Source organism: Microbispora sp. CA-102843 (assembly GCF_050936215.1).
Taxonomy (GTDB): Bacteria; Actinomycetota; Actinomycetes; order Streptosporangiales; family Streptosporangiaceae; genus Microbispora.
Window position 1 is genome coordinate 9,267,929 of sequence record NZ_JBNJNF010000001.1, and the last position, 16,078, is coordinate 9,284,006.

Annotated in this window: 13 protein-coding genes; 8 read left to right on the plus strand and 5 right to left on the minus strand. The window is 70.4% G+C overall.

Translation table 11 applies throughout. From position 1 onward, the window contains the following. The first annotated feature begins 3 nt into the window (after positions 1 to 3). From ACQEVJ_RS43200 to ACQEVJ_RS43210, 3 genes are all read left to right on the plus strand, one after another. Positions 4 to 1,707, plus strand: coding sequence for an FAD-dependent oxidoreductase (locus tag ACQEVJ_RS43200; RefSeq protein WP_433111026.1), 1,704 nt, complete (start codon positions 4 to 6; stop codon positions 1,705 to 1,707). A 155-nt stretch (positions 1,708 to 1,862) separates the two neighbouring features. Continuing rightward, positions 1,863 to 3,146: an adenylosuccinate synthase gene (locus tag ACQEVJ_RS43205; RefSeq protein ID WP_433111028.1), complete on the plus strand. Its 1,284-nt coding sequence runs from the start codon at positions 1,863 to 1,865 to the stop codon at positions 3,144 to 3,146. Positions 3,147 to 3,219: 73 nt separating this feature from the next. Beyond that, a complete protein-coding gene (locus ACQEVJ_RS43210; RefSeq protein WP_433111030.1) occupies positions 3,220 to 4,146 on the plus strand; it encodes a glycerophosphodiester phosphodiesterase family protein in 927 nt (308 codons plus the stop codon). A gap of 177 nt (positions 4,147 to 4,323) precedes the next feature. Here ACQEVJ_RS43210 and ACQEVJ_RS43215 read toward each other — a convergent pair whose 3' ends face one another. The 4 genes from ACQEVJ_RS43215 to ACQEVJ_RS43230 all read right to left on the minus strand — a co-directional run bounded on the left by ACQEVJ_RS43215 (position 4,324) and on the right by ACQEVJ_RS43230 (position 8,196). After that, positions 4,324 to 4,518 carry a ferredoxin gene (locus ACQEVJ_RS43215; RefSeq protein WP_433111032.1) on the minus strand — a complete coding sequence of 65 codons (195 nt, stop codon included), beginning with the start codon at positions 4,516 to 4,518 and terminating at the stop codon, positions 4,324 to 4,326. A gap of 20 nt (positions 4,519 to 4,538) precedes the next feature. Next, positions 4,539 to 5,735 carry a cytochrome P450 gene (locus ACQEVJ_RS43220; RefSeq protein WP_433111034.1) on the minus strand — a complete coding sequence of 399 codons (1,197 nt, stop codon included), beginning with the start codon at positions 5,733 to 5,735 and terminating at the stop codon, positions 4,539 to 4,541. A gap of 157 nt (positions 5,736 to 5,892) precedes the next feature. Further along, the gene (gene sigJ, locus ACQEVJ_RS43225; protein ID WP_433111036.1) at positions 5,893 to 6,828 is read right to left on the minus strand and encodes an RNA polymerase sigma factor SigJ; all 936 of its coding nucleotides are present in this window, start codon (positions 6,826 to 6,828) and stop codon (positions 5,893 to 5,895) included. A gap of 249 nt (positions 6,829 to 7,077) precedes the next feature. Then, the gene (locus tag ACQEVJ_RS43230; RefSeq protein WP_433111038.1) at positions 7,078 to 8,196 is read right to left on the minus strand and encodes a magnesium and cobalt transport protein CorA; all 1,119 of its coding nucleotides are present in this window, start codon (positions 8,194 to 8,196) and stop codon (positions 7,078 to 7,080) included. A 462-nt stretch (positions 8,197 to 8,658) separates the two neighbouring features. On the opposite strand from ACQEVJ_RS43230, the gene purD reads away from it, so the two are divergent. The 5 genes from purD to ACQEVJ_RS43255 all read left to right on the plus strand — a co-directional run bounded on the left by purD (position 8,659) and on the right by ACQEVJ_RS43255 (position 14,780). Next, positions 8,659 to 9,900: a phosphoribosylamine--glycine ligase gene (gene purD, locus ACQEVJ_RS43235; protein ID WP_433111040.1), complete on the plus strand. Its 1,242-nt coding sequence runs from the start codon at positions 8,659 to 8,661 to the stop codon at positions 9,898 to 9,900. Between the two features lie 74 nt (positions 9,901 to 9,974). Further along, on the plus strand, positions 9,975 to 10,823 hold the full coding sequence (locus tag ACQEVJ_RS43240; protein ID WP_433111042.1) for a phosphoribosylaminoimidazolesuccinocarboxamide synthase: 849 nt from the start codon (positions 9,975 to 9,977) through the stop codon (positions 10,821 to 10,823). A gap of 173 nt (positions 10,824 to 10,996) precedes the next feature. Next, positions 10,997 to 12,274 carry a UDP-N-acetylglucosamine 1-carboxyvinyltransferase gene (gene murA, locus ACQEVJ_RS43245; RefSeq protein WP_433111044.1) on the plus strand — a complete coding sequence of 426 codons (1,278 nt, stop codon included), beginning with the start codon at positions 10,997 to 10,999 and terminating at the stop codon, positions 12,272 to 12,274. Between the two features lie 262 nt (positions 12,275 to 12,536). After that, entirely contained in the window at positions 12,537 to 13,781 is a 1,245-nt protein-coding gene (locus tag ACQEVJ_RS43250) for a transcriptional regulator (RefSeq protein ID WP_433113277.1), read from the plus strand. Positions 13,782 to 13,817: 36 nt separating this feature from the next. Then, complete coding sequence (locus ACQEVJ_RS43255; RefSeq protein WP_433111046.1) at positions 13,818 to 14,780, plus strand: EamA family transporter; 963 nt, start codon at positions 13,818 to 13,820, stop codon at positions 14,778 to 14,780. Positions 14,781 to 14,939: 159 nt separating this feature from the next. Here ACQEVJ_RS43255 and hisC read toward each other — a convergent pair whose 3' ends face one another. Beyond that, entirely contained in the window at positions 14,940 to 15,998 is a 1,059-nt protein-coding gene (gene hisC, locus ACQEVJ_RS43260; protein ID WP_433111048.1) for a histidinol-phosphate transaminase, read from the minus strand. Positions 15,999 to 16,078: the final 80 nt, after the last annotated feature.

Genomic DNA, 16,078 nt, shown 5'->3' on the forward strand with positions numbered 1-16,078 from the left:
CACGTGATCGACACGACCAGGCTGGGCCCCGCCCAGCGGGCCGAGAACTGGCGTCGGCTCGGAAGCGAGCACTTCGACGTCCTGGTGGTAGGGGGCGGGATCACCGGCGCCGGGGTCGCCCTCGACGCCGTCACCCGGGGGCTGCGGGTCGCTCTGGTGGAGGCGCGCGACTTCGCCGCCGGGACCTCGTCGCGGTCGAGCAAGCTGTTCCACGGGGGGTTGCGCTACCTCGAACAGCTCAACTTCGGCCTGGTGAGGGAGGCGTTGCGGGAGCGCGAGCTGATGCTCACCCGCCTGGCGCCGCATCTGGTCAAGCCGGTGTCGTTCCTCTATCCGTTGCGGCATCGGGTGTGGGAGCGCCCGTACGTGACCGCCGGGCTGACGCTCTACGACACGATCGCCGGGAAGCGTTCCGTGCCCCGCCACCGGCAGCTGTCCCGGACCTCGGCCCGCCGGCTGTGCCCCTCGCTGCGCGAGGACGCGCTGGTCGGCGCCGTCCGGTACTACGACGCCCAGGTCGACGACGCGCGGCACACCGTGACCGTCGCCCGCACCGCCGCGGGTTACGGCGCGACCGTGCTGAACTCGGCTGAGGTCGTGGAGTTCCGCCGCACCGGCGACCGGATCGTCGGCGCCCGCGTGCGCGACGTCGAGACGGACGAGCACGTCGACGTGAGCGCCACGGTCGTCATCAACTGCGCGGGCGTGTGGACCGACGACCTGCACCGGCTGGCCGGGCGGCGCGGCGAGCACCGCATCCACGCCTCCAAGGGCGTGCACCTCGTGGTGCCGGGAGACCGGATCCACTCCACGACCGGCCTGATCCTGCGCACCGAACGCTCGGTGCTGTTCGTGATCCCCTGGGGCGCGCACTGGATCGTCGGCACGACCGATACGAGCTGGTCGCTCGGCAAGGCGCATCCGGCGGCGACCGAAGCCGACATCTCCTACATCCTCGATCACCTGAACGAGGTGCTGGCGAAGCCGCTGACCCGCGACGACATCGAGGGCGTCTACGTCGGACTCCGGCCGCTGGTCGCCGGAGAGACCGACGAGACCACCAAGCTGTCCCGGGAGCACACGGTCACCCGCACCCAGGCGGGCATGATCTCGGTGGCCGGCGGCAAGTACACGACGTACCGGGTCATGGCGGACGACGCCGTCTCCGCCGCGGCGGTGGATCTCGGACGGCCGTTGCCCCCCAGCGTCACCGACCGCGTTCCGCTGCTGGGAGCGGAGGGCTACCCGGCGCTGCGGAACCAGGCCCCCCTGCTCGCGCGGCGCTACGGCCTGCCGACGTGGGCGATCCACCACCTGCTGGGCCGGTACGGCTCGCTCATCGGCGAAGTACTCGAACCCGCGCGGGAGGATCCGTCGCTGCTCGAGCCCGTGCCCGGCGCGGAGGGCTATCTGAGGGCCGAGTTCCGCTACGCCGTGACCCACGAGGCGGCCCTTCACCTCGACGATCTGCTCGCGCGCCGGTCACGGCTGTCCATCGAGACCGCGCACCGGGGGACGGAGGCGGTCGAGGCCGTGGCCGCGAGCGTGGCCGACGTCCTGTCCTGGGACGAGCCCCGGCTGCGCCGGGAGATCGACGCCTACCTCGCCAGGGTGGACGCCGAGCGGCGTTCGCACTCGGCGCCGGACGACCCGACCGCCGAGGCGATCCGGGTCGAGGCTCCGGACAGCCGATCCGTCGCGGTCTGAGGCCGGTTCACCGGCGGTTCGCCCGAGGGCCTGGGTTCCGTCTCGCGACTTAAGACTCCGTTCACCGCCGGCATGCCCCTCGGGTAGTCTCTGTGTGCAAGAGGCCCCTGCCGCGCTTGCGTCAGGGGCTTTCGTCTTGGTGCGGGAGTTAGACCATGCCGGCTGTCGTTCTCGTTGGCGCCCAGTGGGGCGATGAGGGCAAGGGGAAGGCCACCGACCTGCTGGGTGGTGACGTCGACTACGTCGTTCGCTACCAGGGTGGCAACAACGCGGGTCACACCGTCGTCATCGGCGACCAGAAGTACGCGTTGCACCTGCTGCCGACGGGTGTGCTGTCGCCCGACGTGGTGCCGGTGATCGGCAACGGCGTGGTCGTCGACCCGGGCGTGCTGCTCAGCGAGATCGACGGGCTGGCCGAGCGGGGCATCTCCTGCGACCGGCTGCTGATCTCGGCCAACGCGCACCTGATCATGCCCCAGCACAAGGCCATCGACAAGGTCAGCGAGCGTTTCCTCGGCAAGGCCAAGATCGGCACGACCGGCCGCGGCATCGGCCCTGCGTACGGCGACAAGATCTACCGCATGGGCATCCGGGTCCAGGACCTGCTCGACCCCGGCATCCTCGGCAAGAAGATCGAGGCCGCGGTGGGCGAGAAGAACCAGACCCTCACCAAGATCTACAACCGGCGGGGGCTCGACCCGGCGAAGGTGCTTGAGGAGTACCTCGGCTACGCCGAGCGGCTGCGCCCCCACATCGCCGACACCTCGCTGGTGCTCTCGCGGGCGCTCGACCAGGACAAGGTCGTCCTGCTGGAGGGCGGGCAGGGCACGCTGCTCGACATCGACCACGGCACCTACCCCTTCGTGACCTCCAGCTCCCCCACCTCGGGCGGCGCCTGCGCCGGTTCCGGCATCCCGCCGACCCGCCTGACCAGGATCATCGGCATCCTCAAGGCGTACACCACGCGCGTGGGATCGGGGCCGTTCCCGACGGAGTTGCTGGACGAGCAGGGCGACTGGCTGCGCCAGACCGGCGGCGAGTACGGCGTGACCACCGGCCGCAACCGCCGCTGCGGCTGGTTCGACGCGGTCATCGCGCGCTACGCCACCCGGATCAACGGCGTGACCGACTTCTTCCTGACCAAGCTCGACGTGCTGTCCGGGCTGGAGCGGATCCCGGTCTGCGTGGCGTACGACGTCGACGGCGTCCGCCACGACGAGATCCCCATGACGCAGACCGAGTTCCACCACGCCAAGCCGGTCTACGAGGAGCTGCCCGGCTGGCAGGAGGACATCACCAGCGCCAAGACGTTCGAGGACCTGCCGCCGAACGCGCAGGCGTACGTCAAGGCGCTGGAGGAGATGAGCGGCGCCCCGATCTCGGCCATCGGCGTCGGCCCGGGCCGCACCCAGACCATCCAGATCCGTTCCCTCATCTGATGATTTGTGGCGTACGCGCCCGGAACCGGAGGGTTCCGGGCCGCGGACGGGCGAGGCGGTAGGGTACGCCGCTGTGCATGGATACGTTGAGCTGCACGGGCACCGTGGAGCGCGGGGCCTGAGGCCCGAGAACACCCTGCCCGGCCTGGCCTTCGCGCTGGAGCTGGGGGTCGACACACTCGAGTTCGACGTCGCCATGTCCGCGGACGGGCAGCTCGTGCTCACCCACGACCTGCACGTGTCCGCGGTGACCAGTGCCGACACGGGCATGGCCGTTCCGGGGGACGAGATGTTCCCCTACGTCGGCAAGCCGATCATCGCGCTCACGCTGCCGCAGCTGCGCACCCTCGACGTCGGCGTACGGCTGCCGGAGCGGCCGGACGACCGCTTCGCGCTCACGCAGGTGCCGCTGCCGGACACCCGGATGCCGACGCTCGGGGCGGTGCTCGGCCTGATCGGCGCCCTCGGCGCCGACCACGTGCGCCTCCACGTGGAGCTGAAGTCCGACCCCACCCGTCCCGACCTGTGCGCCGACCCCCGCCGCTTCGTGGAGGATGTCGTCCACGAGCTCGACCGGCACGACCGGTTGTCGAGGGCGGCCCTGCTCAGCTTCGACTGGCGCATCCTGGAGATCGCCAAGCCGCTGGTCGAGCGGCGGTACGCCCTGGTCGAGCGCGACACGATGACCCCTGCCTGGATGAACGGCGTCCGCCTCGGCGAGGTCGGCGGCGACCTCGCGGCGGCGGCCGCGGCCGTGGGGGCGACGACGCTGTCCCCCGACCGCGTGCTCGTCGATGAGGCGCTGATGACCGGGGCGGCCCGGCAGGGCCTGCCGGTCGTGGTGTGGACGGTCAACGAGCCAGACGAGGCCGCCCGGCTGATCGACATGGGGGTGGCCGGCATCGTCACCGACTACCCCGACCGCATGCGCCGCCTCTGGAAGGCCCGCGGCCTGCGGCTGCCCGACCCGGTGACTCCGCTCCGCCCGGTGGGAGCCTGACACATATGGGAGGAGCCCCGCCCGAAGGCGGTTGCTTCAACCACCGAGGCGGAGCTCCAGGGTCACCCACAAGAATGGCTTGAACAGCCGTTTACCAGCCAAGCCCATCGGACCGTGCCCGTCAAGTAGCTGAGCGTCACCCGGGCCGGTGTGTCGCCGGCACGGCCCGTACGGGCTTCACTCCTCCACGGACAGCGCGCCGGACGGGCAGAGCTGGACGGCCCTGCTCACGGCGGGCGCGAGGGCGGCCGCCGGCTCGGCGTCGAGCACCACGACCGTTCCGTCGTCCTCGCTCTGGTCGAACACCTCGGGCAGCGTGAGCACGCACATCCCCGCACCGACACACCGGCCGGTGTCCGCCTTGATCTTCATCGTTCCCCCAGCGGTTTTCCTCACCACAGCACCGGCAGGCGGTGCACACCGTAGATTGCCATGTTGGACCGCAGCGGCACATCCCGCGCCGGCACGGCCAGGCGCAGGTTGGGGAAGCGGCGCAGCAGGGCGGGATAGGCGATGCGCATCTCGATCCGGGCGAGCTGCTGGCCCAGGCACTGGTGGATGCCGTGCCCGAAGCTCAAGTGCCCGTGCGCCGGCCGGGCCACGTCGAGGGCGTCGCCACCCTCGAACCGCCCGGGATCCCGGTTCGCCGCCGCGATGGACAGCGTCACCGACTCGCCGGCCCTGATCAGGGCGCCGCCGACCTCCACGTCCTCCAGGGCCGTACGGGTCGGCCCGATGTGCACGATGCTGAGGTAGCGCAGCAGTTCCTCCACCGCATTCTCGACGGCGGCCGGGTCGTCCCGCACGACGGCGAGCTGTTCGGGGTTCGTCAGCAGCGCGAACGTGCCGAGGCCGAGCATGTTGGCGGTCGTCTCGTGCCCCGCGATGAGCAGCAGCAGCCCGATGCCGCCGAGCTCCTCGGTCGTCAGCTCCCCGCCCGCGACCAGACCGCTCAGCATGTCGTCGGCGGGTTCCTTCGCCTTCATCGTGACGAGACCGTGCAGGTAGGAGTACAGGTCCTGCACCGCCGCCCGGACGTCCTCGATCGACGAGTCCAGGTTCAGCAGCACCGCGGAGTCGCGCTGGAACTTCTCCCGGTCCTCGTACGGCACGCCGAGCAGTTCGCAGATCACCAGCGAGGGGATGGGCAGTGCGAAGGACTCGACGAGGTCGGCGGGGGCACCCTCGCGCTCCATCGCGTCGAGGCGGCTCTCGGTGATCTCCTGGATCCTCGGTTCGAGCTGCTTCATCCGCCGTACCGTGAACTGCCCGGTCAGGAGGCGGCGGTAGCGGGTGTGCGCGGGGGGATCCATGCGGATGAAGAACCCCGGCGTCAGCGGCTCACGGCGGAACTCCCCGCGCTGGGGGATCGGCGAGTGCAGCAGTTCGGGGCGGCTGCTGAAGCGGTTGTCGGCCAGAATGGCCCGCGACTCCGCATACCCCGTCACCAGCCAGCCCTCGTGCCCGTCCGCGTACGTCATCCGCTGGATCGGCGCCTCGGCGCGGCGGCGTGCCAGTTCGTCCGGTGGATCGAAGGCACGTTCCCGAGCGAGGGGATAAGTCGCCAGCCGGGGTGTCGCCTCTGTCATGACACGCTCCTGCGAGAGTGGAAACGGTCGATGTGTCGAGCGGCCCGCTCCCCCCACCTAACAACATCATCTGACATATCGCAATGACTGATTGCTCATGATTCCGGTCACGAAGCGTACGCGTCCGGATCCCGCGACCGAACGGATGCCACGGTTGTCAGCCCGTCGTCCAAGGCCGGAGCTTGTCGGGGTTGAGCACTGCCCAGATGTGCGTGATCCGGTCGCCCGCGACGTCGAACGCCATCACCGATACGGTGACGCCGTCCTGCTGAGCGATCAGACCGGGCTGGCCGTTGACCGCGCACTCCAGGATCGTCACGCCGTGCACCGCACTGGCCCGGTCCGCGAAGAAGCGTGCGATCTGCTCGGCGCCTTCGACCGGGTGGAGCGCGGCGCCGGCGAGTCCGCCGCCGTCGCCGGTCGCCGTGGCGTCGGGGGCGAGAAGGCCGATGAGGGCGTCGATGTCCTTGGCTTCCCACGCCTGCTTGAAGTCCCTCACGATGCCGGCGCGCCGGGCCACCGGGGTCGCAGGGGCCTGTGAGTCGCGGATGCGGCGGCGGGCGGAGGAGGCCAGCTGGCGGCACGCCGCGGGAGTGCGGCCGACGATCTCGGCCACCTCGGCGAAGGAGTAGCGGAAGACGTCGTGCAGGACGAACGCGACGCGCTCGGCCGGGGTCATCGAGTCGAGCACGACGAGGAAGGCCATGCTGACCGACTCATCCAGGGTGACTCGATCGGCCGGATCGACCGTGGCACCGCCCGGCCGCCCGTCGATCCACTCCGCGGGTTCGGGCAGCGGCTCGGGGATCCATTCGCCCACGTAGCGCTCCCGCCGGGCCCGCGCAGAGCCGAGCAGGTCGAGGCAGATGCGGCTGGCGACCGTCGTCAGCCAGCCGCCGGGGGACTCGACGGCCTCCTGCCGCTCCCGCGACATGGCGTACCAGCGGACATAGGTCTCCTGCACGACGTCCTCGGCGTCGGCCAGGGAGCCGAGAAGCCGGTAGGCGAGATTGATCAGCCGACGCCGCTCGCTCATGATCACACTCAGGCTCGGGTCGAGCCGGCCGTGTCCCGGCCCGGATGGGTTGGTCATGGTGTCGCCGGCTCCCTTGGTCGCATCCGTCCTCACTCGGTCCGACGAGACAGCCCACCCAACTGTGAGGTCCCGGCGTCGCCTCACATTCCGAGGGGGTGTGTCGTCGTACCGCCGAGACCGACTCCTGAGGAAGGAAACCGATCACGGAACCCGTGAACGTCGCGATCTGATCCGGCACACGCGTCCTGGAGGGGAGGAGACGCCCTCCGGGACGCGCGTGGGGCGGCGTCCCGGGGGGAAGGGCGGTCAGAGCCAGCCGTTGCGGCGGAAGGCCCGGTGCAGGAGCGTGCAGGCGACGACCATCACGCCGATCACGACGGGATAGCCCCAGACGGAATCGATCTCCGGCATGTTGTGAAAGTTCATACCGTAGATGCCGGCGATCATCGTGGGGACCGAGATGATCGCCACCCAGGAGGAGATCTTGCGCATGTCCTCGTTGGCGAGGGCGTTGGAGCGCGCCAGCGCGGCCTGGAGGATCGAGTCGGACAGCTCGTTGGACGCCTGGACCTGCTCGCACACGCGGGACAGGTGGTCGCCGACGTCGCGGAAGTACTCACGCATCTCGGAGGGGATGCTGCGCCGCTGGGGAAGGGCGTTGAAGGGGGTCTGGAGCGGTCCGACGGCCCGCTTGAGCTCCAGCATCTCGCGCTTGAGCTGGTAGATCCTGTTGATGTCGCGGGAGCTGACCTCCGCGAAGACGGCCGCCTCGACCTCTTCGAGCTCGGCCTGCATGAGGTCGGCGACCTGCAGGTACTTGTCCACGACGTGGTCGGCGATGGCGTGGAGGACGCCCGTCGGGCCGCGGCCGATCAGCTTGGACTTCGACTCCAGCTTCTCGCGGACGTCGCCGAGGGGACAGTGCCGCCCGTGCCGTACGGTCACGACGAAGTCGGGCCCGACGAACACCATGATCTCGCCGGTGCCGATGATCTCGCTGCTCGCCGTCGACACCTCGTGGTCGAGGAACGCGACGGTCTTGAGCACCACGAACAGCGAGTCGCCGTACCGCTCGACCTTGGGCCGCTGGTGGGCCTTGATGGCGTCCTCGACGGCCAGCGGGTGCAGGCCGAACACGTCGGCGAGCCACTCGACCTCGGGCGCGGCGGGCTCGTGCAGACCGACCCAGACGTACGCGTCGGGCACCTCGTTGGCCTCGTTGTGCTCGCGGACCAGGCGCACGGCCTCGGGGATGCCGTCGGCGTCGATCTTCTTGCCGCCGACGTAGGCGCCGAACTCGACGAGGGAGTTACTCGGTGGCACGCAGCGGACGACCGGCTCCGCGTTCATCGACGCGGCGCTGAGGTGCGTGGACATGATGCGGGTGTGCCTGTTGATGCGGGGAAAGAGCAGAGAGGAGCGCATGGCGGTCCCTTCCCGCCCGAGCCGGCACGCCCTACGCGCGACGTGATGTCACCCCTTCTTACAGGCGTGAGCTGCCCCTCGGGCTTCAGTTTCGGAGTGGTCGGGAGTGCGCACGACGTACGTGCGCGAGCACGTACTGACGGGATCACCAGAATTCATCCCAGACCACCTCCAATCGCCACGAGACAGCGCGAAGCCTGTCTAACCTACCACACAGCCGTTGGACACCTGTTCCAGGTTACCCGCGTCAAGTCCCACCGATCATGCACTTCTTGCCAAAAACAACCCGAACAAAATAGCCATCGGTGTGTATCCCCACCTAAACGAGCACGTGCGCACGCTTGGCTCCGTCAGCCGGCGGAAGACGCCCCGGCGTACGGATAGGGACTCCTCATCGCGCCGAAGTAGGCCTCGCCCACCGCCTGAGAACGGGCGGCGGCCGGACGCTGCGACAATGGTCGGGTGCGCGTTCTTGTCATCGGTTCCGGGGGTCGCGAGCACGCTCTGTGCCGGGCCCTGCGGCTCGACCCCGCCGTCGTAGAGGTTCACTGCGCCCCCGGCAACGCCGGGATCGCCGACGTGGCCACCCTGCACCAGGTCACGCCGACCGACGGCGCGGCCGTGACCGCGCTCGCCGAGCGGCTGGGCGCCGACCTCGTCGTGATCGGCCCCGAGGCGCCACTGGTCGCCGGCGTCGCCGACGCGGTCAGGGATGCCGGGATCGCCTGTTTCGGCCCGTCGGCGGAGGCGGCGCGGATCGAGGGGTCCAAGGCGTTCGCGAAGGACGTGATGACCGCCGCCGGAGTGCCGACCGCTCGCGCCTACACCTGCACCACGGAGGAGGAGGCCGCGGCGGCGCTCGACGCGTTCGGCGCGCCGTACGTCGTGAAGGACGACGGCCTTGCCGCGGGCAAGGGCGTGGTCGTGACCGACAGCCGCGAGGAGGCCCTGGAGCACGCCAAGGCGTGCGGCCGGGTCGTCATCGAGGAATACCTCGCCGGTCCCGAGGTGTCGCTGTTCGCGCTGTGCGACGGGACGAGCGCGGTGGCGCTGCAGCCGGCCCAGGACTTCAAGCGGGCCTACGACGGCGACAAGGGCCCCAACACCGGCGGCATGGGGGCCTACACCCCGCTGACCTGGGCGCCTGACGAGCTCTCCGAGCGGGTGTTGGCCGAGATCGTGCGCCCGACCGTGGCCGAGATGGCGCGGCGCGGCACGCCGTACACGGGAGTGCTGTACGCCGGACTGGCGCTGACCGCGGACGGCCCCCGGGTGATCGAGTTCAACGCGCGGTTCGGCGACCCGGAGACCCAGGTCGTGCTCGACCGGCTGGAGAGCCCCCTGGGAGAGCTGCTGCTCGCGTGCGCGACCGGCACGCTCGCCGGGCACCCGCCGCTGCGGTGGCGTGACGGCGCCGCCGTGACCGTGGTGCTCGCCGCGGAGAACTACCCGGCCGACCCGGTGAAGGGCGACCCGATCGCGGGGCTCCCTGTGACGGTCGAGGGCGCGTACGCGCTGCACGCGGGCACGACCCTCGACGAGGACAACCGGCTGGTGTCGAACGGCGGGCGGGTGCTCAACGTGGTCGGCACGGGCGCCGACGTCGCCCAGGCCAGGGCCCGGGTCTACGAGGCGCTGGAGCAGATCACGATGCGGGGCTCCCACCACCGCTCCGACATCGCCCTGGCCGCCGCCTCCTCCTGACGCCCGGCTCTCCCATGCTCTCCCCCTGCGCCGCCCCTGCTCCAGGCGCACGGGAGAGCTGGGAAGATGGAACGGTGAAGCACCTGCACTCCGGCAAGGTACGCGACCTCTACGAGACCCCCGACGGGCTGCTGCTGATGGTCGCGTCCGACCGCATCTCGGCCTTCGACTACGTGCTCGAACCAGGCATCCCCGACAAGGGGGAGATCCTCACCCGGCTGTCGCTGTGGTGGTTCGAGCAGCTCAAGGACGTCGTCCCCAACCACGTGGTCTCGGCCGACGTCCCGGCGGAGTTCGCCGGCCGCGGAGTGCTGTGCCGCAGACTGCGGATGGTGCCGGTGGAGTGCGTCGCCCGCGGCTACCTCACCGGCTCCGGCCTCGTCGACTACCGCAGGGAGGGCGTCGTCTCCGGCGTACGGCTCCCGGAGGGGCTCACCGACGGATCCCGGCTGCCCGAGCCGATCTTCACGCCGTCGTCCAAGGCCCCCATGGGCGAGCACGACGAGCCCATGACGTACGAGGAGGTCTCGGCGGAGGTGGGCGAGGACGTGGCCGAGCGGCTGCGCCGGATCACCCTCGACGTCTACAGCCGCGGGGCTGAGATCGCTTTGGAACGTGGCATCATCCTGGCCGACACGAAGATCGAGCTGGGCTGGGACGCCGACGGCGTGCTGACGCTGGGCGACGAGGTGCTGACGCCCGACTCCTCCCGCTTCTGGCCGCTGGACCAGTGGGAGCCGGGCCACTCCCAGCCGTCGTTCGACAAGCAGTTCGTCAGGGACTGGCTGCTGTCCCCCGAGTCGGGCTGGGACAGGTCGTCCGGCGAGGCGCCCCCGCCGCTGCCCGACGAGATCGTCGAGCGCACCCGCAGCCGCTACGTCGAGGCGTACGAGCGGCTCACCGGCGAGCGCTTCCGCGGCTGAATCACACAGGTCACACAAGTAGTCTCAAGAGACCTGTTCCCCCATGTGTTCTGGGGGTAGTTCCTCCCCGAAACTCCCGGGACAGCGGCTACCCTAGGCCGATCGTCCTCGCCGACGACTCGGCTGCCGGCTGACGGGAGTCCCCCACCCTTCCCCCGAAATAGGAGCAATTCATGGTCCGTTACCGCGTGCGCGGTGGCAACGTACTGCGTGGAACCGCCTTCATCCAGGGCGCGAAGAACGCCGTACTGCCCATGATCGGGGCGGCGCTGCTCGCGGCCGAGGGCCGCACGGTGCTCCGCAACGTGCCCGTCATCGAGGACGTGCGCCGGGCGGTCGAGCTCGCCCAGGCCGTGGGCGCAAAGGTGGAGTTCCACGAGAGCGAGCGGACGCTCGTCATCGACGCCTCCCGCCTGACCAGCCCGGTCCTGCCCGCGGAGATCGCCCGCCGGTTCCGGGGATCGGTGCTGTTCGTCCCCGCTCTGCTCCACCGCCTCGGCGAGGCGATCATCGAGGGCATCGGCGGATGCAACCTCGGCAGCCGCAACCTCGACTTCCACTACCTGGGCTACAAGCGCCTGGGCGCGATGGTGGACGAGGGCGAGGCCGTCATCCACATCAAGGCCGGCGGCCTGATCGGCGCCCCGCTGTACCTCGACACCCCGTCGCACACCGGCACCGAGAACCTGATCATGGCTGCCTCGCTGGCGCGGGGCACCACCGTCATCGAGAACGCGGCCCTCGAACCCGAGGTGCTCGACGTCATCACGATGCTGAGCCGGATGGGCGCCCGCATCCGCGGCGGCGGCACGGGCTTCATCACGGTCGAGGGCGTGGACGAGCTGACCGCGGTCGAGCACACGGTCATGCCCGACCGGCTCGACGCGGGCGTGTTCGCGACGGCCGCGGCGATCACCGGTGGCGAGGTGAACCTGGTCGGCGCCTCCCTCGAGCACCTCGGCGTGGTCCGGTGGAAGCTGGAGCAGATGGGCGTCGAGTTCGAGAACCACGGCGCGGTGCTCCAGGTTCGCCGCAACCGCCCGCTGCGCCCGATCAACGTCATCACCGACACCTACCCCGGCTTCGCGACCGACCTGCAGTCGCCGCTGATGACCGTGGCCTGCCTCGCGGAGGGCTCCAGCTACATCCACGAGCGCATCTTCGACGGCCGCTTCGCGCTCGCGGGCGAGCTGAACAAGATGGGGGCGAACGTCGAGGTCGAGGGCAGCCGGGCGGTCGTGCACGGTCCGACGCCGCTGCACGGCACCGAGGTGACGGCGCACGACCTGCGGTCGGGAATCGCGCTCGTACTCGCCGGTCTCGCGGCGGAGGGCGAGACCACGATCGGGTCCGGATATCTCATCGACCGCGGTCACGCCGCGCTCGCGCAGCGTATGCAGGCACTCGGCGCAGATGTGGTGCGTGAAATTTCCACTTCGGACGAGGACTGAGTCCGGAAACCTTTACTAATGCCCTGACCAGCGGGGACCTTCCGATTTACGGAAGCGCCGAGACCACCCAGAATGGTATTCCGGCAAATCTGGGCGTGACATTACGGCCTTAACCAGCGATCGTTCCAAAGAGAAGCCACAACAACGAGGGCGACGTGGGATGGGACGAACATTGGTCGAGCGCACGGAAGACACTCCGCGCGGGTCACGTCTGGGCACGGTGACACCCGACCTCACCATCGGTGTGGTGGGGTCGCACGATCTGGTCGAGCGGGTGATGCTCATGGGGCACTCGGCTGCCCCGGTGCCCTGCCGGCTGGTCGCCGCCGCGTACCGGGATGAACAGGAGGCGGCGGACAAGGTGACCCGGCTCGGTCCGGGTGTGGACGCGTGCCTGTTCGCGAGTCCGGTGCCTTTCGAGCTCTCCCGGCGGGCAGGCGTGCTGACGATGCCCGCTACGCACGTGCAGCTCGGCGGGGCCGCGCTCGTGGCGGCGATCGCGCGGGCCGCGCTGGACGAGCGGATCGATCCGCGCCGGGTGAGCCTCGATGTGCTCGGCCGGCCGGACATCGACGAGGCCTACACGGACCTCAACCTCTCCTCCGCGGAGGTGCACAGCCGTGACGAGCCGGGCCCGGTCGGCACGATCACGGCCTTCCACGAACGGCTGTTCCGCCAGGGGGCCACGACGGGCGCGCTCACGTGCGTCCAGGGCGTGGCCGACCGGCTGACCGCCGCCGGGGTACCCGTGGTGCCGATCCGGCCGACCTCCGCGGCCGTCCGTACGGCGCTGCACACGGCGGCGCTGCTCGGCGCCCGGCACCGGCTGGAGGAGTCGCAGCTCACGGTCGTGCTGGTCGAGGTGCCGACGCTGCGCGAGCCGGTCCGGCGGGCCGCGCCGCGCTACTGGCGCGACGAGCTGCGGCTGTCGCTGCACCGCCTGCTGGTGCAGGAGGCCAACAGGATCAACGCGAGCGTGTGGCCGATCGACGACCACAGCTACCTCGTGGTGGCGACGAAGGGCTCGATCGCGACGGCCACGGACGGGTTCCGGGTGCTGCCGTTCGCCGCGAGGATCCGCGAGGAGCTGGGCCTGGCCGTCGAGGTGGGTGTGGGGATGGGCCGCACCACGCACGAGGCCGAGACGCACGCGAGGGGCGCGCTCGCCCGCACCCAGGGCGGCAAGCAGCCGCAGGGCTTCGCGGTGGACCGGGAGGGCCGCGCACTGGTGCCGCCGCCCCGGATGCCGCCCCAGCCGGGCGGTCCGGTCAAGCCCAAGGGGGTCGAGGTGCTGGCGCGCCTGGCCGCCAAGCTGGAGGGTGGGGACACGGTCGTGGACGCGGAGGGCGCCGGGCGCATGCTCGGGGTGACCCCGCGTACGGCCAGGCGGTTGCTGCGCACGCTGGTTGACGAGGGACTCGCGTGGCCGCTCCCGCCGAACCGCACCCCCCAGCCGGGCCGGCCGCGACAGCTCTACCGGCTGATCGTGGAGAAGCTGAACCGGTAATCACCGTCCGAAAGGAACGGTCTATCGTCATGACTCATGGAACGAAACGGTCATGACGTACGGGTGTGGCTGGCGCTGGCCGCCGTGTACGTGGTGTGGGGCTCGACGTACCTCGGCATCGCGATCGCCATCCAGACCCTTCCGCCGATGATGAGCGGTGGGCTCCGTTTCGTCACGGCGGCGCTGGTCCTCGGCACGGTCCTGCTCATCAGGGCCGTGCCGTTCCGGATGACGCGGGCACAGTTCGGCGGCGCCGCGCTGGTCGGGCTCCTGCTCCTCGCCGGAGGCAACGGCATGGTCGCCGTGGCCGAGCAGCACATCTCCAGCGGCCTGGCCGCGCTGCTCGTCGCCTCGACCCCGCTGTGGCTGATCGTGCTGAGGGCGATCTTCAGGGACCGGCCGCACGTGCTGACGCTGGCCGGCGTGCTGGTGGGCTTCGCCGGAGTCGCCTTCCTCTCGCTCCGGGGCGGCGGCGCGTCCGGCAACGGAGTGGGCATCACCGTGGTGCTGCTGGGATCGCTGTCGTGGTCGGTGGGATCGTTCATCTCCCCGCGGATCCCGATGCCGGCCAACCCCTTCGTGGCCAGCACGGTCGAGATGGCGGTGGGCGGCAGCGCGCTGCTGGTCATGGGCCTCTCGCAGGGCGAGCGGCTGCACCTCGGCGCGGTGAGCTGGCAGTCGTGGGCGGCCCTGGCCTACCTGGTGCTGGTGGGCTCCCTGGTGGGCTTCACCTCGTACATCTGGCTGCTCGGCCACGCGCCGATCTCGCTCGTGTCCACCTACGCGTACGTGAACCCGGTGGTGGCGGTGATCCTCGGCATGGCGGTCCTGTCCGAACCGGTCACCGCGGCCATGCTCGTGGCGGGAGCCCTGATCGTCGTGGGGGTCGCGCTGGTGGTCTCCACCGAGCGCCGGGGCCGTACGGCGACGCCTGCGGCGGAGGAAACCCCCGCGGGCCCCGAACGCGTCCCGGCGTCCCAGCCAACCTCCGAACCGTGAAACTACGAGTTGATCCGAAAACAAAGGGATCTGCCGGGACAATTCACGCGGCAGATCCCTTTAGAGGAAAACGATGGCCGGGCCCGCGAAACATTTCAGGCGCGGCACCTGAATTCGCCAATATCTTCGGCCCGGCCCCCGGCTTTGCGATGATCTCGATCAGCGCCTGAAGTCCTCAGCGACGGCGAGGAAGACGTCGTTGGCCTCGCGGTCGCCGATGGAGATCCGGGCCCCCTCCCCGTCGAACGGGCGTACGGCGACGCCCACGGCCGCGCACTTCCCGGCGAACTCCATCGTGCGCTCGCCGAGGCGCAGCCAGACGAAGTTGGCCTCGGTGGGCGGGACGGTCCAGCCCTGCGACAGCAGCCCCTCCCTGACGCGGGTGCGCTCCTTGATCACGCTCTCGACCCGCTCCTGCAGCTCGTCCTCGGCCTGCAGGGACGCGATCGCGGCGGCCTGGGCGAGGTGGTTCACCGCGAAGGGCAGCAGCGTCTTGCGGACGGCGGCGGCCACCGGCTCGTACCCGATCAGGTAGCCGACCCGCAGCCCCGCCAGGCCGTACGCCTTGGAGAACGTGCGCAGGACGGCGACGTTGGGGCGGTCGCGGTAGAGCGTGAGACCGTCCGGCACGTCCTCGTCCCTGACGTACTCCCGGTAGGCCTCGTCGAGGACGACGGTGACGTTCTCGGGCACGCGGTCGAGGAACCGCGTGAGCTCGTCGGTCCGGTTCACCGTGCCGGTCGGGTTGTTGGGGTTGCACACGAAGACCAGGCGCGTCTCCGGCGTGATGGCGTCGGCCATGGCGTCGAGGTCGTGCGTCTCATCGCGCAGCGGCACCTCGATCGCGTTGGCGCCCGAGAGGCCGACCAGCAGCGGGTAGGCCTCGAACGAGCGCCAGGCGTACAGCACGTCGGCGCCGGGCTCGCCGACCGCCTCCAGGATCTGCTGGGCGACCGCCACCGATCCGGCGCCCAGCGCGACGTGGTCGTACGGCACGCCGAACCGCTCGGCGAGCGTCTCGGTGAGCCGGACCGCGCCGGGATCGGGATAGCGGTGGACCTCCGTTGCCGCCCGCGCGATCGCCTCCACCACCGACGGCAGGGGTCCGAAGGGGCTCTCGTTGGAGGACAGCTTGTAGGACCGGCCGTCCGGGGAGACCACGGCCTTTCCCGGCTTGTAGGCCGGCATGGTGTCGAGGATCGAGCGGAATCGAGGCATGTCCTAACGATAGGAGATCCGCCCGTTCGGGCGGCACCCCGCACACCCCCTGTGGACGACTCCCCGACCCTAGGGAGTGT

Bases quoted from the DNA above. Each gene is read 5' to 3' on its own strand.
- ACQEVJ_RS43205 (WP_433111028.1), top strand. From the start codon at position 1,863: ATGCCGGCTGTCGTTCTCGTTGGCGCCCAGTGGGGCGATGAGGGCAAG.
- ACQEVJ_RS43215 (WP_433111032.1), bottom strand. From the start codon at position 4,518: ATGAAGATCAAGGCGGACACCGGCCGGTGTGTCGGTGCGGGGATGTGC.
- ACQEVJ_RS43220 (WP_433111034.1), bottom strand. From the start codon at position 5,735: ATGACAGAGGCGACACCCCGGCTGGCGACTTATCCCCTCGCTCGGGAA.
- sigJ (WP_433111036.1), bottom strand. From the start codon at position 6,828: ATGACCAACCCATCCGGGCCGGGACACGGCCGGCTCGACCCGAGCCTG.
- ACQEVJ_RS43230 (WP_433111038.1), bottom strand. From the start codon at position 8,196: ATGCGCTCCTCTCTGCTCTTTCCCCGCATCAACAGGCACACCCGCATC.
- murA (WP_433111044.1), top strand. From the start codon at position 10,997: ATGGTCCGTTACCGCGTGCGCGGTGGCAACGTACTGCGTGGAACCGCC.
- ACQEVJ_RS43255 (WP_433111046.1), top strand. From the start codon at position 13,818: ATGGAACGAAACGGTCATGACGTACGGGTGTGGCTGGCGCTGGCCGCC.
- hisC (WP_433111048.1), bottom strand. From the start codon at position 15,998: ATGCCTCGATTCCGCTCGATCCTCGACACCATGCCGGCCTACAAGCCG.